Origin of the sequence: Hymenobacter sp. BRD128, from assembly GCF_013256625.1 — a bacterium.
Taxonomy (GTDB): domain Bacteria; phylum Bacteroidota; class Bacteroidia; order Cytophagales; family Hymenobacteraceae; genus Hymenobacter.
This window is the reverse complement of sequence record NZ_CP053908.1, coordinates 2,436,369-2,455,573: the sequence shown is the minus strand read 5'-3', so window position 1 is coordinate 2,455,573 and position 19,205 is coordinate 2,436,369. Positions and strand designations below refer to the sequence as shown.

Here is a 19,205-nt window from a genome sequence, read left to right as displayed (position 1 = left end):
TTCGGCAAGCGCAGCATGACGTTCTTTTGTGCTCATTTCTTGCCAAAATATGCCCCTTAGCGACCCTTCTTATACCCTGCCTGTACTCTGCGCGGCCTCGCTGCTGGCCGGCCTCATCGATGGCATGGTGGGCGGGGGCGGCCTCATTCAGCTGCCAGCGCTGCTGCTGTTGCTGCCCAAGGTGCCCGTGCCTACGGTGCTGGGTACTGGCAAAGTGGCCAGCCTAGCCGGCACCTCGGCCTCGGCATTCCGCTACTTGCGGGGGCTAGCGGGTGTGAGCATCAACTGGCGCACGGTGGCGGTGGCGGCGGTGGTGGCGGGCTGCTTTGCGCTGCTGGGGGCGCGGGCGGTGAGTGGGCTGAACAAAGACTTGGTGAAGCCGCTGGTGCTGGCCCTGCTGGTGCTGATGGCCGCCTATACCTTCTGGCGCAAGGACTTCGGGAGCCTGCATGCGCCGCGCCTGCACGGCCGCCGTGAGTTGTGGACGGGCGTGGCATTGGGCGCTAGCATTGGGTTCTACGACGGCTTTTTTGGGCCGGGCACGGGCAGCTTGCTGCTGTTTGCGTTCGTGGGGCTGTTTGGCTACGACTTTCTGGCGGCCTCGGCCTCGGCCAAGGTGGTGAATATTGCTACTAATATTACCGGGCTAGCCTACTTCATCTCAACCGGGCAGGTGCTGTATCACTATGCCCTGCCAATGGCGGCCTGCAACGTGCTGGGCTCTACGCTGGGGGCGCGGCTGGCGCTGAGCCGGGGCACGGGCTTTGTACGGGTGCTGTTTTTGGTGGTCGTGAGCGGCTTTATTCTCAAGCTGGGCTGGGAAACCTGGCAGGCGATGAGTTAGCCGGCCCGAACATCCGGGCGCGCAGGCGGGTTGGTAGAGCTTACTAGTAGCCACAACATGCCCGCTCAAAAACCAACCGTCCTCATTACCGGTGCTACCGGCCAGATTGGCAGCGACACGCTACGCCGCCTCCAGGCCGACGATTCTATCACGCTGGTGGCCGCCGTGCGCTCCTCCGCCAAAGGTCAGGTATTTGAAAGCCAAGGCATTCATACCGTCATGCTCGACTTTGACAAAGAAGAAACGCTGGCCCCGGCGCTGCAAGGCATCGACCGAGTTTTGCTTGTGACCGGCTACACCGTGGATATGCTGCGCCAGAGCAAGGCCTTTCTCGACCAGGCGAAGCTAGCCGGCGTGCAGCACATTGTGCACCTGGGCGCCTGTGGGCGCGACGACACCACGGTGGCGCACTGGGCCTGGCACCAGCTCGTGGAGCGCTACATCGAGTGGGCGGGCTTCTCATTCACGCACTTGCGCCCCGAAACCTTCATGCAAAATCTACTCAGCTACGGCGGCACGCAGGTGGTGCAGCAGGGCGTTATCCGGCAGTTTACGGGGGATGCGCGCCTGAGCTGGGTCGATGCCGAGGACGTAGCCCTGGCCGCCGCGCAGGCTCTGCTGCACCCCGAAAAGCACGCCGGCCAGACGTATCGGCTAGGCTACGATGCCAAGTCCTACGGCGAAATCGCGGCCATCATGCAGCAGGAACTGGGTGAGCCGTTCCGCTACGAGGCGCTGCCGCCCGAGATTTTTCTGGAGAATATGCGCGCCGCCGGGGCCGAAATGGCCTACATGAGCTGCGTGTACGACCACTACAAGCGCTACGGCGCTCACACCATTCCGGGCGCCGACGACACATTTGAGAACTTCCCTGGCATCACCGGGCAGGAGCCGGTGCGCTGGGTCGAGTTTGTGCGGAAGCACCGGACGGCGTTTGCGTACTGATACTAGGGCTACGCTACCTGTAGTCAGGTAAGAAAGCATTGTCGAACAGCTTGGTCCGGTTGCGTCCATCAAGGTCGCAGGTCCAAACCTGCGGGGCAGCTATGTCATCGTTCGAGCGGTTGACGAAGATGAGTTGGTAGCCGGTAGGTGAGTAGCGCGGGGTAAGGTCATTAGTGCCCGTTGCCTTGGTGCTGCCGCTTGTGCTACTACTCACATCGACCAGCGAGGAGCCATTCAGCTTTTGGGTGAAGATGTGGCTATCCAGTTGGCGACCTCCTACGTCGTTGAAGCCGGCCACATCGCGGGTATAGGCTACGGTGGTGCCATCTACGCTAAAGCTGGGCGAATCGAGGCGGCCGGGTAGGTTACCCACTAGTAGCACGGGGCCAGTGCCATCCACGTTGTAGAGGTACAGCTCCGCATCGTAGGGTAATGAGCCAATCGTCTGCACCACGAGGCGGCCGCCGTTCTGGGCTGTCCAGTCGCACTCGCGGAAGTGCCGGCCGGCGGGGGCCGTTGCCAGCAGCACGAGGCCCGAGCCATCGCGATTGATGCGGTAGAGCTGGTCGTAGTGGGCATAGATGAGTTGCGACCCATCGGGCGACCAGCGGTAGCCGATACCGGCGTTGCTGTAGCCCTCGGCCGAGAGCGTAGTTATCCGGCGCTGGTTCGAGCCGTCGCGGTTCATGGTGTAGAGCTGAAATTGCCCGCTGGCGTTCGACGAGTAGGCTATCAGGTCGCGGGAGGGGCTAAGCTGAGGCGCAGTTTCGACAGTAACGGCGCTGGTGAGGCGCACCACGGTAGTACCGGCAGCGTCCGACGAATAGATGTCGGTGTTGCCGCCCACCGTGCGGGCAAATAAATAGCGGTTGTCGGGCAGAGACACGGTTTGGAAGCTCCAGACTGGCCCACGGGCGGTGGCCCCGGCTGGGTTGCGCACCGTCACCTGCCAATAGTAGATAGTATTGTAGCGCAGGCCCGATGCCGTCACGGTCGTGTCTTTGGAGGCCGTGAGCAGCTGGCGTTGGTTGAGGTTGCTGCCCTCATAGAGTACTACGTCATACTTGAGTGAGTCGGCGGGCAAGGCCCCGGCGGCTGGGTGCCAGGCCAGCTGCAAAGTAGTGGGCTGGGCGGTAGCCCCAGGGGTAGGCGTGGGCCGAACAGGCGCGCCGGGCGGAGCCGAGGCGGTAGTTTTATTGAGCAGCAGTACCACCGACTGGGTTTGGCCAGCGGTGAGGGTAGCGCTGCTGCTGGTGGCATCGTAGCCGGCCTTACGGGCCGACACGCTCAGCGTGCCCACCGGCACCTGCGTGATGGTGAGCTGGCCTTTAGCATCAGTCACATACGAGCCAGTGGCGGGGGTAGTGCTCACGGCCACGTTGGCTAGCGGCTGGCTGGTGCTGCCATCAAGCACGGTCACAGTGAGAGTGCCGTAGTAGGCAGGCTCTACCAGATTAGGCTCACAGGCCGCTAGGCCCAGCAGACAACTAAATACGAATAAGACACTGCGCGGGCAGTGCCGCCGGACGAGCGAAGCAAGAAGCATGCAGCAGAAAAAAAGAAGCAGCTACGATTAGCGGGCCGGCACCTGGGTGGCCGAGTCCTGAGCCACGGTATGGCCGGCCAGGTCCAACACCCGCAGATATACCCGATAGGTATCCTGCGCCGAGGCATTCACGCGGGTGTGCGACAGGGCCACATCCTGCGCCGGGGCTACTTCAAACTCGCCGCGCTGCGTGTTTTGCGAGTGGCCGCCGCTGCTCTCGCGCTGCATCGACAGCTCGTAGCGGTAGCGCGCCGGGGTTGCCAGCAAGCTAGTGCAGTGGCCTGTGATGGACAGGTAGCCATCCTGCTGCTGCAGTTCGAGGTGAGCGCGGCAGGGGCAGGGGTGGCAGTGGCACCGGGCCAGGCCGCCAACAGAAGTAGCCAAGGGTTCATAGCGAAGGGGGAGTAAAGGGCGAAAAAGATGTTAGTAATTAATTGTCAGCTAGTTATTCAGCTGATGGGGCCGGAAGTAGGAAAGGCCAAGCTGCCGGGGCAGCTGGCCTTTCCAGTACCAGAGTCGTCATTGCCTACCCGCGGGCTAGGGCTTGATTTTGCCTTGCTCGATGGTGAGGTTAATCCCGCTGCCGCGCATCTCCACGGTGTAGCCCGGCGCGGCCTGAATGGTGGATTCCACCTGCTTCAGGCTGTTGTTGTTGCCATACTGGTTGATAGTATAGCTGCGCTGACTTTCGCGAATCTCGCTGTTTACTTGGTTGTTGCTGCCGTTCTGGCTAATGTTCAGTTCGCTGCGGTCAGTGGCGACTAGGCCGGTCAGGTGGTTGTTGTTGCCGCGCTGCAGCAGGGCCGAACTATTGTTTTGGCCTTGTTGGGTTAAGTCGGCTTGGTTGCCGCTGCCGTACTGTTGCGCGGTAGCCCCGTTGCCGCCCCCGGTTTGCATCAGGCCTAGCGTGTTGGCCGCGCCTACTTGCTGCACATACGCCTGGTTGCTGATTCCCGACACGCTCTGCTGGTCGATGCGGGCCGTGTTGTCCGACCCGTTTTGCAGCAGGATAGCGGCGTTTTGCAGTGCCGACAGCGCGGCTGCCCCGGTGGGCAAGCGCTCCAGGCCCACGTCCTCAGCCAGGCGCTGCTCGACCGTGGGGGCCTCGCTGGCAGGGTGCTGCTGGGCCTGAGCAACTGCGCTACTGAGCAGACAAGCCCCGCTGAACACTAAAAGGGAAGTTCTGGCCATACAGGGAATAGGAAAAGCGGTGGTTAATACCCAAATAACCAGGTTCTAAAATGCCTGGGTGAACATTCTAGAACCTGGTATTTGCGGCGTAGACGGTCTGCGACCGCTTCCTCAGCTTAGTGCTGGTTTACGGTAACCGCATTGTTATTGCCGCTCTGGGTGGTATAAGCAGCAGAGGCTACGTTTGATTGCATGATGCTCGAGTAGTTGTTGCCACCTCCTGATAGGCCCGACTGCTGCTGTTCAGCATAGTTATTTGAGCTTTGCTGCGTAATATCGGCCTGGTTGCCATTCATGGTCTGGTTTTGCAGGGCGTAGTTGTTATTGGCCGTCGAGCTTACCGACTGCTGAATGCGGGCGGTGTTACTTAAGCCATTCTGAGTCTGTATAGCGGTGTTGGCTGTTCCAGGGTCGCCCTGGTGAATATAGGCATTATTAAATCTGCCTTGAGCATTACCATCCTGAGTTTGCTTCGCATAGCTATTAGAGCCTTCCTGGTCAATTTTAGCAGTCTGTAGAATACCAGTTTGTGCTTGCTCAGCCCGGTTACCCGACCCACTGCCGCTTGAAGAATAGTGGGTCTGGTTGATTTCGGCTTGGTTGCCAGTGCCAGCACCGATTGCATCGGCTCCTTGCGTTTGAATAGCTCGGTTACCCGTCGTGCCTGCTCCTTGCACTACAGTCATCACGTTGGCAATACCACCAGACTGCGTTTGGTCGACCTGGCTTTTCGAGCCGTTCTGAGTCGCCTTTGCAAAGTTACGGTTGGTGCTTGTGTTTCCACTGTAGGAATAGTACTTTGAATCTCCCGCCGCTGACTGAGTCTGCGTGGCATTGTTATTATCGCCGTTCTGGTCGAGAATGGCCGTGCTACCTCCATTGTGTGGGCCACCGGTATTTACTTGGTCCACGGTAGCGTAGTTGCCGCTACCCGTCTGGCTAACGTAGGAGTCTTGGCTATAGGCGTTGTAATCTTTGCTATAAGTACCGGCCGAGGCGCCACTTACCTCCGGGTTGGCCTTGTGCGTATTGGTAGGCGCCGTAACCGGGCGGATAGGATTGCCACCATACGTATTAGTAGGAGCCTGGGCGTAGGCCGAGCCGGCCATCAGTAGCATCGTGGCGGCGAGCACTAGGGGTTGATTAAGTTTTTTCATGTTGGTTGAGGGGGTAGGTAAAAGGTGGGAATGGAAGGGTTGGGTTGTTTGCTCTCTCCGGAAGAACGAATCAAAAGTAAGTGACAAAATAGTTACAAAAAAAATTTTTAAAGTGAAATTTCAAAAAACACGTATAAATACGCGGTTGCTTATTAAGTGAATTTATAATATAGACAAAATGTTGAAAGTCAAAGTTTTACCGGAATAGAGCGTGCCAGTCGGCGTTGACCCAGGTAAAATGCTACTCCGGCGCGGGCGCCCCAGTAGAAATCGTTGTAGCGGCCGGCTACTACGCCATCCAATTCGTCGTTCAGGTAATAGTGGTTGTCCAACTGCAGACTCAGGCCTAAGCGAGGCGTCAGGAGATACTCGGCCCCGATGCCGGCCATCAGGTGGGGTAGGGGCGGTTGTTATCGGTGCGGAAAGTGCGCACGGTGGCACCCGCCCCAGCCAGCACGTAGGGCGTGAAGCGGTCGCGTGGAAGCAGACGCAGCAGCAATCCGCCCTCAGCGTAGACATAGGTATTGTTGAAATAGCTGCGGCTGGGGCCGGCGGCCAGGCGCAATTGCCCCACATTGGCAAACAAGCTAGCCGACTCACCCAGGCCCACGCGCAGAGTAGCCTCGGCCCCCAGCGTCAGGTCAGGCTGGGCGTAGTCACCCTGGTACTGTACGGCAGCCCCGGCCAAGCCTACGGCGAAGGGCGCGCGGCGCGGCAGCTGCTCGCGGCCCAGCACGTCGATGTTCAGATTGTCGGCCTTCTCGCGCAGGTATTTTTCGCGGGCCGGGCCGTGCAGGTCGGCCGAGTCGCGGGGCAGCCACAGGTGGTCATCAAACCCTTCATATACCAAGGCTTGCACCGATTTTTCAATTGCATCCTTCACGGCCATCTCGCTGGGTTCATTATAAGTAAAGCCGGTTTCAGTTTCGAGCAGGCGCTGAAAAGCGACGAACTGAAACAGGCTAGCGCCTAGCTGCTGCGAGAGGATGGTTTTAGAGGTATATACGGTCTTGAGAACTTTGCCCGTGTTGGTGCTCACGGCGCGCAGGTACACCGTTACGCGGTCTTGCCGGTACTGGCCCGAGGCGCCGGCGCCGAAGTAGCGCAACCCCGCCCCACCGGTGATGATGTTGGCATCGTAAGAGATGATGCCGCCCTCCAGAATGACGCCCGCAAAGAGCAGGGAGGGTAGGTTGGGCTGCTTCTGGCCGGTTTGCTCGGCATATTCCTGGCGGGTGCTACGGATAATCTTGCGCTCGTTGAGCAGGTTGCCCAGGTTTTCGCGCTCGATAGGCTCAAACCATTTTGACTCTTCCAGCGCCCGAATAAGCACGGTGGTAGCGCCTTGCGTCACAGCTGTCGAAAAGCTTGCCCCAGCCTCCTGGGGTTTGTACTGGCCGGTCTGGTCGCGAAATTTATACACCGCTACCACCGTTTTGCGTAGGGGAGTGGGCAGCTCACCCCATTGCGCGGGTGTGCGCAGCTCGGCGCCCAGGCGGGCGGGGGCGGGGGCCAGCGGATGCTGGTAGAGGTAAGGAGTGCAGGCGCCTAGGCTCAGCAGCAGCCCGGCCGCCAGCGGGCGCGCAACGGAAGCAAACATAACGGAGGAAGTAGCAATGGGTAGAAAATGAGGAAGCCGAAGCGCCGCGCCACCCAGCAGGATGGCCCGACACTACCGCACGGCAAATGCCGCTGCTACAACCCGTTAGGAATGGTAATCGTGGTTTGGTTACCAGTGCCGGTATCGGTCACGGTGATAACGACCCCGCCAGTGCTCTGCGATACTTGCACCTGGTAGGCTCCCACGTTGTAGGTGCCGGGCTTTATTGCCCCCTGCCCAAACTGTGACGTGATGAGTCTGCTTGTCAACTGGCTCAGAACCTGCTGGTTGAGATTTGCTGAGAACTGGGCCAGCGGGTCCGTGGTAGCCGAGGTAGCGTTCGTCGGGGCCTGGATGCGGTTCTGGGCTGTGGCTGACGCCTGCAGCCAGGTGTAGTTGAAAGTGTTGCCCCCGAAAGCTGGGTTAATAGGCTGGTACACAAATTTCTGCGCACGGGTGGGCTGTGCCCAGGCAGCCAGGCTCACTAGCAGTGCTAGGGTAAAAAATCGTTTCATAGAAGATGGGTGGGAGTAGTGCAATGCAGTCGAAAGCAGCGCTTTCGGTAACCTAGGTAATCAGTAGACTTCGAGCGGTGTGCGGCGGCCGGTTTCCAGTTGGCGGCTAACATTCTGAGCTTCAGCCAAATAGTTAGCTGCAATCTCTACGGCCTGGACTGCCAGCTCTTCCTGCTGGTCGAGCCGGGTGGGCAGCGGGGTTTCAATTAGCTCCTGGTCGTTAACGGTGAGTACTAGCAGCGAGCTGCTGCCCCGTCCGGGGCGCTCGCCGATAAGTACCGTAAACTCGGCACTTCCAGACGGGGCCTCGAAAGCACCGTAGAACAGGTCGTAGAAATCGTGACCTATTTTCGAGATAGCCTGGTCGAGCACCAGTCCTTCGGCCTCGGCGGCCAGGCGCACGGGGCGCCGGCCAGCCGAGTCAGCACGCAGCATTAGGCGCAGGGCTTCTTCGAGCTTCGCCGGGGGCAGAGGCTTAGCCGAGGGTGTCACCAGCACCTTCGGGGTTACATCGGCACTAGGTACTGGTTGGGGGCGTACGGCTGGGCGAGTCTGTGCCCAGCTCGTAGTTGTGGCAGTTCCTAAGCAAGCCGCCGTCAGCCATAACCACAGGCGTGGGGGCAGGCTGGCAAATCTAGGGCAGAGGCCGGAAACCATGTAAGACACGGAGTTAAACCAAAAGAAGTATTGCCAAAAACCTGCGTAAACTTAGTGTCTTTTTATGATTTATAGTATCTTTTTTTTAAGAAAAAATAAGATTTTTTTGTAGTATTGAAAATGTTCAACGTTAGAACTTTGAAAAGTTTAATGACGCAGTTACGAATACCTGGATTAACGCCTGTATGCGTACCTAATGGCCAGCTGCCTGACCTTGGCGTAGCCTGCTACAGCTTTAAACTCAGCGAAGCCGAGTAGGCGCGCGGCGCGATGGGGTTGATGCTATTGTCATCGTGTACGTTGTAGCTCAGTTCGTTAAGAATATTAGCGAGCTTGGCGCGCAGGGTGAAGCGCTGGTAGCTGTAAGACATATTGGCATCGAGGAGCACGTAATTTGGCAGGGCGATGAACCTGAAGGTGTCGTTGTAGCCGGCGGCGCCGGTCACGGGGTCTACTAGGCGCGGGTTGCGGCCGGCTAGGCGGTCACCCACGTAGTACCCGGTGGCGCCTAGCGTGAGGCCGTGCAGAAAGCCCTCGCTGAAGGCTCCGCTGAAGTTATAAAATACGCTCAGGTTGGCGGTATGGGCGGGGTTGTAGCGTAGGCGGCTGCCATCGGGATAGAGGCTGCTCTTGGTGTAGGCGGTGTTGTTATAGCTGTACCCGGCCAGCACCGACCAGCCCAGGTAGGGCCGGCTTTGCACGTCTGCTTCGAGGCCTTTGCTCGTGACTTCGCCGGCCAGCTCCTGGGCGGCGGGGAAATTGGGGTTGTAGTAAGGCGCGTTGGCGAGTACCGTCTGGGCCTGGTTGCTGTTCACGATGCGGTAGAGCGTGACGTTGGCCGAGAGCGCACCGTCGAATAAGTCATTCTTCACCCCCACTTCGTACTGCCCGATAATGGACGGCGCCAGGGCCGCACCCGTCACGTCCACGCCCGTATTGGGGCTGAACGAGTTGGCGTAAGACGCAAATACCGCCGTAGTTTTCAGCGGCTGATATACCAGCCCCAGGCGCGGTGAAAACGCGTTGTCGTAGCGCCGGTTTTCGGCCACGGTGGCCGTGCCGTTGGTAGCCGAGTAGGTGTAGACGTCGCTAGGGGTTTCCTGGTAGCTCCAGCGTAGGCCGGCCAGCAGCTTCACGTTGGGCAGCAGGCTGAGGAGGTCCTGGGCGTAGAAGCCAGCGCGGCGGGTGTTGCCCAAGGTGCGCGTGGCGTAGCCCAGCGCGTCGTAGCCGGTGGTGCGGCCGGCGGGCGTGCCCAGCCGGCGGCTAGGGTCCAGGATGTTGAGCGAGTCATAGGCCTGGGTGCGGTAGGCCAGCGTGTTGGTGTTGTATTGGTCGGCGTCGGCGCCTACTAGCAGCACGTGGCCGATGCTCCCGGTGCGGAACTGGCCGGTCAGGTCTACCTCGGCCAGGTAGTAGTTTTCGGCCGTTTCGGTGCGCTGCAGGCTGCGGCCCCAGTTGCCGTAGAGGCCGGGCTTGGCGTGGGCCGGCGCGTAGCCGGGCCGGCCAGCGGTGCCGGAGGCCGCCATCGTGCCGTTGTTGAGGGCCGTGGGCCGGGCGGCGCTCCGCAACTCATTATAATACCGCTGAAAGCCCCCAATGGCCCGCACCGACCACGTGTCGCTGAGGCGGCTGTTTAGCGTGGCCGTGGCGCTGGTTTGCTGGGTGGCGTTAAGGGCGTCGGCGGTATTCAGAAACCGCGCGCGCGCGTCCTGAATAACGTAGTCGATGGCGCCAATACCAAAATCGGGCGTGCGGCGGTCGCGCAAAAAGTCGCCCTCCAGCAGCAGCGTCGTCTTGGCGCTGAGGGTGAAAAGCAGCGACGGATTCACGTAGAAGCGGTTGCTGCGCACCTGGTCGCGGTAGCTATCGGCGCGCTCGTAGGAGCCGTTCAGTCGGAAAGCCGCTTTTTGGCTAGCCCCCAGCGCGCCGTACACATCCACCGTCGGCTTCACCAGTCCGAAGCTGCCCACGCGCAGCCCCACCGAGCCGCCGCGCTCGAAGAGCGGCTTCTTGGTGACGAGGTTGAGCACGCCGCCCGCCGCCACGTTGCCGTAGAGGATGGCCGCGCTGCCCTTCAGCACCTCCAGGCGCTCCAAAGAGCTGGCCTCGGGTAAGATGGCGTTGTTGTAGCGCACCCCGTTTTTAAAGGTATTAGTGCTGGTGTAGGCAAAGCCCCGGCTGGCAATTTCTTCCTGCGCGCCGCCCGTGGTGCCCATAACGTACACGCCCGGCGTGTTTACCAGCGCATCGCTGAGATGCAGCACCTGCTGCTGCTCCAGCACCTGGCGCTCCACGGTGAGGGTAGCCTGCGGCAAGTCGAGCGGGGCTACGGGCAGCTTGCCTAGGGCGGTGGGGCGCTGGTTAAGGGTTTTGCGGCCCGTCACGGTCACCTCGTCGAGCTGGCGGTCGCCGCGCGCCAGCGTTTGAGTAGCCGCCGTAACCGACTGGCCAGCTAGTACTTCTACGGTTGCTTCCTGCGCCGAGTAGCCTAGCCCGGTGAAGGTGAGTACCTGCCAGCCCGCCGGCGCGTCGAGTTGAAAGCGGCCATTGGCATCGGGCGTGGTGCCGTGCGTAGTGCCGCGCACCAATACCGAAATATGGTCGGCGCTTTGGCCATCAGCCAGTACTACCCGGCCCGTCACGGTGCCCAGGCGGCGATGCGGCGCATAGTGCGGGTGGCCAGGGGCCGGTGCCTGAGCCTGGCCCGCCAAAGGCAGGGCAGCACTGGTGAGCAGCAGAGCAGGGAAAAGGTGACGCATAGGATTATTTAGAATTATTCAACATAGTGCAAAGATGCAGCTGTGTTTAGAATTATTCCAAATAAAGCGTGAAGAAATTTTGTGCGCGCTACCGATGGTAAAAAGCAGCTTTAGGGTAAATTTTTGATTTGGGAAATAGACTTACTTAAAATTTCTTACCAGAAGCTATCTCCGGTGAAATGCAATGAATTAGGTTTTCCTGCGCTTAGTCCGTGAGCACTTCAGCGGCCACGGCCGGGCTAGCGGGGGCTAGCCCAAAGGCTTCGGCCAGCAGCTCATACGAGCGCAGGCGGTCCTTAAAATCGGCGGTGATGGTGACGATGGCCAGCTCATCGACCTCGTAGGCGGCGGCGATGCGCGGCAAGTGCTCGCGGAGCTGGGCGGGCGTGCCGCTCACCACGCGGCCTTTGTGGTAGGCTAGCCGGGCCTGCTCCTGGGGGCTGAAGACGTAGGCGGCGGTTTCGGCGGCGCTGGGGTAGGGGCCGCGCACGCCCTGGTCGAAGCGCAGGAGCTGGAGGTACGTGGCTTTGGCCAGGGCGCCGGCCTGCTCCTCGGTTTCGGCGCAGAGCACAAACAAGGCCACGTTGGCCACCGGCGCCGCTAGCTCGGGCGAGGGCCGAAACTGCTGCCGATAGGTGCGCACCGCCGCCGGCCCGCCGCTGGGGTTGATAAACTGCGCAAACGAAAATGCCATGCCCAGCCGCGCCGCAAACAGCCCGCTTTGCCCGCTGCTGCTGAGCAGCCACAGGGCCGGCTGGGTGTCGATTTTCGGAATAGCCTGTACCCGCTCGTGGATGGTTTCGGGCGTCCGGTCATCGCGCAGGTAGGCCTGTAAATCAATCAGTTGCTCGGCAAAAGCTTCTTCCTCAAACTTATTGCTCGGGTTGAGGGCGTAGGCCGTGAGGCGGTCGGCGCCGGGCGCGCGGCCCAGGCCCAGGTCGATGCGGCCGGGGTGCAGGGCCTCGAGCAGCTTGAAGCTTTCGGCGACTTTCAGGGCCGAATAGTGGGGCAGCATCACGCCGCCCGAGCCGAGCCGGATGCGGCGGGTGTGGGCGCCCAGGTGGGCTAGCAGCACCTCGGGCGCGGGGCCGGCCAGGGTAGGGGTATTGTGGTGCTCGCTCACCCAGTAGCGGGAGTAGCCGAGGCGGTCGGCCAGCTGGGCGAGCTGCGTGGTTTCTTGCAGGGCCTGGCGGGCGGTGGCGCCGGGCCGCACCGGCGACTGGTCGAGCACGCTCAGGCGCAGGGCGGGGGAGGCAGGCATAGCTAGCGGGGATAAGAAAACGAGAATCGACCGGGGAAAACATCGGCCTCCGCCGCCTTGTTTCTGGCTCCGAATCCTTTTCCCAGTTCCTCAGTTCTTTATGAGCATTCCCAACGCGCTCGTGCTGCCCGTGGCCGACGGCACCGCCATGCACGCCTACGCCGCCCAGCCCCAGAGCCCGGCCCGCGCCCCCGGCATCATTCTGTTTCAGGAAGCTTTCGGCGTGAACCACCACATCCGGAGCGTGGCCGACCGCCTGGCTGCTGCCGGCTACGTGGTGGTGGCGCCCGAGCTGTTTCACCGCACCGCCGCGCCGGGCCTCGAAATTGCCTACACCGACTTTCCGAGTGCCATGCCGCACTTTCAGGGCATCACGCCCGAGGGGCTGGCCCACGATGCGCAGGCCGCCTACGACTGGCTGCAAGCCCAGCCCAATGTGCAGAAAGACAACATCGCGGCCATCGGCTTTTGCCTGGGTGGCCGGGTAGCCTTCGTGGCCAATACCGTGCTGCCGCTGGCCGCGGCCGTGTCGTACTACGGCGGCGGGCTGCACACCCTAGCCGACCGGGCCAAGGACCTGCACGCGCCGCACTTGTTTTTCTGGGGCGGGCTCGACCAGCACATCTCGAAGGAGAATATCAAGACGATAATCGACGCCGTAGATGCCACCGGCAAGCCCTACATCAATACCGTTATCTCCTACGCCGACCACGGCTTCAACTGCGACGAGCGCCCGAGCTACAGCAAGGACGCGGCCGCCGAGGCCTGGGCGCTCACGCTGGCTTTTTTCAAAGAGAAGCTGGGCGCGTAGGCAGCAGCCCGGCCCATTACCAAAAGCCGGCCGCCGGGCAGCGCTACCCGCGCCGCCGGGCGGCCGGCTTTTGGTAATGGGCCGCAACGTAACCTTTCAACCCCAAATTGCATACAGAGGGGCATGAAACCCACCTCCCGCACTTCTTCCTGGCTTTGGGCCGCTGGCCTGGGGCTAGCCGCCCTGGGTACCACCGTTTGGCGCAATCGGCGCGGCTCGTATGAGCTCACGGGGCGCACTGTGCTCATCACGGGTGGCTCGCGCGGACTGGGCCTGGTGCTGGCCCGCCGCGCCGTGCTCGAAGGCGCCCGCGTGGCCATTTGCGCCCGCGATGAGCAGGAGCTGACCTGCGCCCGCCGAGACCTGCTCGGCTACGGCGGCAGCGAAAAAAACGTGCTTGCCCTGGCCCGCGACCTCACCGACGCGGCCGAGGTGCGCTCGCTGGTGGCCGAAGTCGAGCGCAAGCTCGGCAGCATCGACGTGCTGGTAAATAATGCTGGCATCATTATCGGCGGCCCGCTCGAAAACATGGACGCCCGCGACTTTGAGGATGCCATGAACACGCACTTCTGGGCGCCGTTTCACGCTATGCAGGCGGTGCTGCCGGGCATGCGGCTGCGCGGCGAAGGGCGCATTATCAATATCTCGTCGCTAGGGGGCAAGGTGGCCATTCCGCACCTCACGGCTTACAGCGCCAGCAAGTTTGCCCTGGTGGGCTTGTCGGAAGGCTTTCGGGCCGAGCTGAGCCAGCACGGCATCTACGTGACGACCGTGTGCCCCGGCCTGCTGCGCACCGGCAGCGCTCAGAATGCCGACGTGAAAGGCAACCACGAAAAAGAATACGCCTGGTTTAGCATCGCCGATGCCCTGCCCGGCTTCACGATGAGCGCCGAAGACGCGGCCCGCCGCATCTGGAACGCCGCCCGGCGCGGCGATGGCGAGCTGATTTTGTCGCTGCCGGCCAAGCTACTCGCTACCTTCCACGGCATCGCGCCCGGCACCACAGTCGATATTCTGGCCTGGGTAAACCGCGCCCTGCCCGCCACCGGCGAAAGCGCCGCTGCCAACGAGCGCCGCAAAGGCCACGAGAGCGAAACGGCCCCTACGCAGTCGTTTCTCACCAAGCTCAACCGCGACGAGGCCGCCCGCAACAACGAAAACTTCCCGGTGCGGTAAAGAAAGCTGCCAAGCTACCCATAAAAAAGGCGCTATGTATACCAACCGCGCCTTTTTTATGGCGCCAGCAGTGCCGCCAGCTGCCGCAGCGTTATCTCGGCCGATTTGGCATTGTAGCGGTAGTTTACCAAGCGGTAGCCGGCATCTTCGTAGCTCTGCTGGGCCAGCTTCACATCGACCAGGGTCGAGAGGCCGGCGTCGAGGCGCATCTGCACCAGTTTCAGCAGGTTGCGGGCGGTGGTGTAGCTGGCCTCGGCGGTGTCTACCAGCGCCAGGGTCTGCTCGTAGGCCTCCCAGGCTTTGCGGGCGTTGAGCTGATAGGTTTGCTGCAAGGCGGCGAGCTGCAGGGCGGCCGTTTTGGTGTTCACACGGGCTACGTCCACGCGGCGCCGGTTCACCCCGCCCGAGTAGATGGGTACCGCCAGGCCCAGCCCGGCATAGGGGCCGTAGCTCTGGTTGAAAAGGGTAGTGCCCACCGCGTTCTGGTTGCGGGCGAAGTTGGTGCCGGCGTTGATACCCAGCGAAGGGTAGCGGTTGGCGCGGGCCACGCGCTCCAGCAGCTCATTCACGCGCACTTGGCGGTCGGCGGCCAGCAGCGCGGGATTACGCGCGAGCGAGGCCTGGAGGTCGGCCCAGCGCAGGTCACGGCTCACCGGAATGCTGTCTTCCAGCGCTACGGGCGTGTTCAAATCCAGCGTTAGGGCGCGCAGCAAATCGGCCGTGGCCTGCTGGGCGGCCAGCGCCTGCTGGCCCTGGGTTTCGAGCTGGGCGTTGAGGTCGAGCTGGGCCTGGAAGCGGTCGGCATTGTTGGCTAGCCCCACCGCTTGGCGCGCCTCAATGAGGCGCAGCTTCTGGCGCGACACCTCCACCGAGGCCTGCAAGGTGCGGATGTAGCGCTGCTGCTGCACCACGGCGTAGTATTTCAGGCTCACGTCGGCCAGCACATTCTGCACCGTCGAGTTGAGCTGCAACTCGCTGATTTGCTGCAATTCATCGAGCCGCTTGCGGTTGGCCACCACGTAGCCGCCATTATAGAGCAAGTAGGAGCCCGCTAGCCCAAAGTTGTACTGCGTCGAGCGCGCCCCGGTGCGAATGGTCGTCAGGCCGGTATTAAACTCCTGGTTGGTGTTGTTAATCACCACGTTGTTGCTGCCCGCCAGGGCCAGCGAAGGCAGGCCGCCCGCAAAGCCCAGCGTGTTTTGCAGGCGCTGCACCTCCACCGTATTCTGGGCAATCTGTAGGTCGAGGCTGTTTTTGAGGGCCGTTTGCAGGGCCTCGTGCAAGGTGAGCACCGGCGCTGGCGGGTTGGCTGCTACGGCGGGCGCCGGCACTTTCGGCACGGGCGTTTGGGCCTGGCTGGCGGTGCTGAGGCTGAGCAGCGCAAGGCCGATAATCAATGATTTCATGAAGGACAAACGTAAATGTTTGTCATGCTGAGCTTGCCGAAGCATCTCTACCGCGCCGCTAGGGGGGCTGAACCTAACGAGGCGAGCGAGATGCTTCGGCAAGCGCAGCATGACGTTCTTACTAACTAGTGCCTTAAGCAACTACTTCCGCTGGCTCGGGCATAGGAACAGCATCAGCCGCTACCGGCTTGCGCTCCTTGCCAATGAAGGTGTAGATGGCCGGAATCACCAACAGCGTGAGCACTAGTGAGAACAGGATGCCGCCTACGATAACGGTGCCCAGCGGCTTGCGGCTGGTGCTGGCCGCGCCCAGGCTCAGGGCAATGGGCAAGGCGCCCAGCGCCGTGGCCAGCGAGGTCATCAAAATGGGCCGCAGGCGCTGCTGAGCGGCTAGCCGCACGGCCTCGCGCAGGGGCAGGCCGGCGTCGCGCTGGTGGTTGGCAAACTCGACGATGAGAATGCCGTTTTTGGTCACGAGGCCGATGAGCATAATCATCCCGATTTGCGAGAAGATATTGAGCGTCTGGCCCATCAGCCACAGGCTGAGCAGCGCGCCGGCCAGGGCTAGCGGCACCGTGAGCAAGATGGTGAGCGGGTCGCGGAAGCTCTCGAACTGCGCCGCCAGCAGCAGGTAAATCAGCACGAGGGCTAGCATAAAGGCGAAAGCCGTGTTGCCCGAGCTTTCGGCAAAGTCGCGCGACGAGCCGGTGAGCGCCGTCGAGAAGCTGGCATCCAGCGTTTTGTCGGCAATGGCCTGCATGGCCTTCACGCCGTCGCCCACCGTTTTGCCCTCGGCCAGCTGCGCCGATAACGTCGCCGCTTTCAGGCGGTTGAAGTGGAAAAGCGTGCTGGGGTTCGAATTCTCGACCTGGTGCACCACCGCCGTGAGCGGAATGCTCTCGCCCCGGCTGTTGGTTACGTAGAGGCGGCTGATGTCGGTGGGCGCGCTGCGGGCGTTGCGGTCTACCTGCCCGATAACCTGATACTGCCGGCCATTGAGCAGGAAGTAGGCCATGCGCCGGCCGCCGAAGGCACCCTGCACGGCCGCCACCACATCCTGCGTGGTCAGGCCTAGGTCGCGGATTTTCAGCCGGTCAAACGTGAGCTGCACCTCGGGCTTGTTGAATTTGAGGTTGGCATCGACGTTCTGGAAGGTCGGGTCTTGGCGGGCGGCGGCCAGAAACCTGGGTAGCGCCTCCTTAATCTTATCGAGGTCAGTGTTTTGCAGCACAAACTGCACCGGCACGCTGCTCTTGGCGCCCGAGCCCACGGCGATGGTCTGCTCCTGCACCACGAAAATGCGGGCGTCGTTGAAGCGCTTGGTCTTCTTGGTCAAGTACTTGGCAATGTCTTCCTGCGAGCGCTTGCGCTGGTCGGGCGGCACCAGGCCAGCGCGTACCTGGGCGGTATTAGCGCTGCCGCCGGCGGGCGTGCGGGCAAAAACAAAGTCATTCTCGGGCACCGAGTCGCGCACGAAGTCGGCCACCTGCCCGCTGATTTTCTCCATCGCGTCGAAGCTCGTGCCCTCCGGCCCGGTCAAGACTAGGCGCACACTGCTGCGGTCTTCGAGCGGGGCTAGCTCGGTGGGCAGGCCCCGGCCCACGAAGTAGATGATGCCCGCGCACGCGGCCACCACTACCCAGGCTAGCCCCCGCACCCGCAGAAAGCCACCCACGATGCGCCCGTAGCCGGTTTCCATGCCCTGGAAAAAGGGCTCGGTTTTATCGTAAAACTTGCCGTGGCCGCTGCCTTCTTTGCTGCTGCTTTCGCGGTGCAGCACCACGTTGAGCACCGGTGTGATGGTGAGCGACACGAAGGCCGAAATCAGCACCGCGCCCGCTACCACTACCCCAAACTCGCGGAACAAGCGCCCGGTAAAACCTTCGAGAAAAATAACTGGCAAAAACACCACCGCCAGAGTCAGCGAAGTCGAGATAACGGCGAAGAAGATTTCCTTGCTGCCCTCCAGCGCTGCGCGCCGGATGTCCATGCCTTCTTCGAGCTTGCGGAAAATGTTCTCCGTCACCACGATACCATCGTCCACTACCAGGCCGGTGGCCAGCACGATACCGAGCAGCGTGAGAATATTGATGGTGAAGCCCGCCAGGTACATCACGAAAAACGTGGCAATCAGCGAAATCGGAATGTCGATGAGCGGGCGCAGGGCCGTGAGCCAGTTGCGGAAAAAGAAGAAGATAACCAGCACCACCAGCCCGAAGGAAATAGCCAGGGTTTCCAGCACTTCATCAATCGAGTTGCGCACAATCTTCGTGTTATCGACGATGACGCGCATCTCGATGTCCGACTTGTTTTCCTTCTGCACCTCGGCCAGGCGCTTGTAAAATTCGTCGGCAATCTGCACGTAGTTGGAGCCCGGCTGCGGGATGATGGCCAGGCCCACGGCCGAGGCCCCGTTCAGCTTCCAGGCCTGCTCGTAGCTTTCGGGGCCGAGCACCACGCGGGCCACGTCGCCGAGGCGCACGATACCCGCCTTGTTTTCGCGCAGGATGAGGTTGCGAAACTGGGCCTCGGTGCTGAAGCGGGCCATCGTGCGAATGGTCAGCTCGGTTTGGCCACCGTAGATTTTGCCGGCCGGCACCTCCACGTTTTCCGCGTTCAGGGCCTGCTGCACGTTGGTAAACGACACCTGGTAGGCGTCCATCTTGGCCGGGTCGAGCCACAGGCGCATGGCGTAGCGCTGCTGCCCGAAGATGTTGATGGCCGACACGCCGTTGATGGTCTGGAAGCGCTGCTGCAGGTTGTTCTCGGCAAAGTCGCTCAGGTCCATCAGGCTCTTGGTGCGGCTTTGCACGGCCAGGATGAGGATGTTATCAGAGTTGGCGTCCGACTTCGACACCACCGGCGGCGCGTCAATGTCCTGCGGCAGCGAGCGCACGCCCTGGCCCACCTTGTCGCGCACGTCGGAGGCAGCGGCCTCCAAATCCACGTCGAGGTTGAACTCGACCGTGATATTACTCGACCCTAGCGACGAGCTCGACGTGATGGATTTAATGCCCGGAATGCCGTTAATCTGCTTTTCGAGCGGCTCAGTTATCTGGTTCTCAATTACGTCGGCGTTGGCGCCGGTGTAGGAGGTGCTCACGCTGATAATCGGCGGGTCGATGGCCGGGTAGTCGCGCAGCGCCAGAAACGAGAAGCCCACCCCGCCGAAGAGTATCAGCAGCAGGTTGAAGACCGTGGCGAGCACGGGCCGCTTCAGGGATAGCTCGGAAATATTCATGCTTTAATTAATAGGACAGCGCAAATAGAACGTCATGCTGAGCTTGTCGAAGCATCTCGCGTGCAGCAGTAATTTAATCGTTCAACAGTTTTGATT

The 19,205-nt window shown here is 61.4% G+C and carries 15 protein-coding genes; 4 read left to right on the top strand and 11 right to left on the bottom strand.

Annotated features, from left to right (window positions below; all coding sequences use genetic code 11):
* Positions 1-49 precede the first annotated feature (49 nt).
* The gene (locus GKZ68_RS10930) at positions 50-844 is read left to right on the top strand and encodes a TSUP family transporter (protein WP_173114481.1); all 795 of its coding nucleotides are present in this window, start codon (positions 50-52) and stop codon (positions 842-844) included.
* A 57-nt stretch (positions 845-901) separates the two neighbouring features.
* A complete protein-coding gene (locus tag GKZ68_RS10925) occupies positions 902-1,789 on the top strand; it encodes an SDR family oxidoreductase (protein WP_173114478.1) in 888 nt (295 codons plus the stop codon).
* Between the two features lie 13 nt (positions 1,790-1,802).
* On the opposite strand, the gene GKZ68_RS10920 is transcribed toward GKZ68_RS10925, so the two are convergent.
* The 9 genes from GKZ68_RS10920 to GKZ68_RS10880 form a co-directional block, all read right to left on the bottom strand.
* A complete protein-coding gene (locus GKZ68_RS10920; RefSeq protein ID WP_173114475.1) occupies positions 1,803-3,335 on the bottom strand; it encodes a carboxypeptidase regulatory-like domain-containing protein in 1,533 nt (510 codons plus the stop codon).
* Positions 3,336-3,362: 27 nt separating this feature from the next.
* The gene (gene csgH, locus GKZ68_RS10915; RefSeq protein ID WP_173114472.1) at positions 3,363-3,719 is read right to left on the bottom strand and encodes a curli-like amyloid fiber formation chaperone CsgH; all 357 of its coding nucleotides are present in this window, start codon (positions 3,717-3,719) and stop codon (positions 3,363-3,365) included.
* 153 nt (positions 3,720-3,872) lie between these two features.
* Positions 3,873-4,526 carry a hypothetical protein gene (locus GKZ68_RS10910; protein ID WP_173114469.1) on the bottom strand — a complete coding sequence of 218 codons (654 nt, stop codon included), beginning with the start codon at positions 4,524-4,526 and terminating at the stop codon, positions 3,873-3,875.
* A 116-nt stretch (positions 4,527-4,642) separates the two neighbouring features.
* Complete coding sequence (locus GKZ68_RS10905) at positions 4,643-5,683, bottom strand: hypothetical protein (RefSeq protein ID WP_173114466.1); 1,041 nt, start codon at positions 5,681-5,683, stop codon at positions 4,643-4,645.
* A 388-nt stretch (positions 5,684-6,071) separates the two neighbouring features.
* Positions 6,072-7,283 (bottom strand): CsgG/HfaB family protein, encoded by a 1,212-nt coding sequence (locus tag GKZ68_RS10900; protein WP_254243967.1) that lies wholly within the window; start codon positions 7,281-7,283, stop codon positions 6,072-6,074.
* A 95-nt stretch (positions 7,284-7,378) separates the two neighbouring features.
* Positions 7,379-7,798, bottom strand: coding sequence for a curli production assembly/transport component CsgF (locus tag GKZ68_RS10895; protein WP_173114463.1), 420 nt, complete (start codon positions 7,796-7,798; stop codon positions 7,379-7,381).
* 60 nt (positions 7,799-7,858) lie between these two features.
* A complete protein-coding gene (locus GKZ68_RS10890; protein WP_173114460.1) occupies positions 7,859-8,296 on the bottom strand; it encodes a CsgE family curli-type amyloid fiber assembly protein in 438 nt (145 codons plus the stop codon).
* 386 nt (positions 8,297-8,682) lie between these two features.
* The gene (locus GKZ68_RS10885) at positions 8,683-11,214 is read right to left on the bottom strand and encodes a TonB-dependent receptor (RefSeq protein ID WP_173114457.1); all 2,532 of its coding nucleotides are present in this window, start codon (positions 11,212-11,214) and stop codon (positions 8,683-8,685) included.
* A 205-nt stretch (positions 11,215-11,419) separates the two neighbouring features.
* Positions 11,420-12,475: an LLM class flavin-dependent oxidoreductase gene (locus tag GKZ68_RS10880; RefSeq protein ID WP_173114454.1), complete on the bottom strand. Its 1,056-nt coding sequence runs from the start codon at positions 12,473-12,475 to the stop codon at positions 11,420-11,422.
* Positions 12,476-12,575: 100 nt separating this feature from the next.
* Here GKZ68_RS10880 and GKZ68_RS10875 point away from each other — a divergent pair, with 100 nt between their 5' ends.
* Together GKZ68_RS10875 and GKZ68_RS10870 are read left to right on the top strand one after the other, a co-directional pair.
* Positions 12,576-13,286 carry a dienelactone hydrolase family protein gene (locus GKZ68_RS10875; RefSeq protein ID WP_173114451.1) on the top strand — a complete coding sequence of 237 codons (711 nt, stop codon included), beginning with the start codon at positions 12,576-12,578 and terminating at the stop codon, positions 13,284-13,286.
* A gap of 123 nt (positions 13,287-13,409) precedes the next feature.
* The gene (locus tag GKZ68_RS10870; RefSeq protein ID WP_173114448.1) at positions 13,410-14,462 is read left to right on the top strand and encodes an SDR family oxidoreductase; all 1,053 of its coding nucleotides are present in this window, start codon (positions 13,410-13,412) and stop codon (positions 14,460-14,462) included.
* Positions 14,463-14,518: 56 nt separating this feature from the next.
* Here GKZ68_RS10870 and GKZ68_RS10865 read toward each other — a convergent pair whose 3' ends face one another.
* Positions 14,519-15,868, bottom strand: coding sequence for a TolC family protein (locus GKZ68_RS10865; RefSeq protein ID WP_173114445.1), 1,350 nt, complete (start codon positions 15,866-15,868; stop codon positions 14,519-14,521).
* A 133-nt stretch (positions 15,869-16,001) separates the two neighbouring features.
* Positions 16,002-19,109, bottom strand: a complete 3,108-nt coding sequence (locus GKZ68_RS10860) for an efflux RND transporter permease subunit (RefSeq protein ID WP_173114442.1) — start codon at positions 19,107-19,109, stop codon at positions 16,002-16,004.
* Positions 19,110-19,205 lie beyond the last annotated feature (96 nt).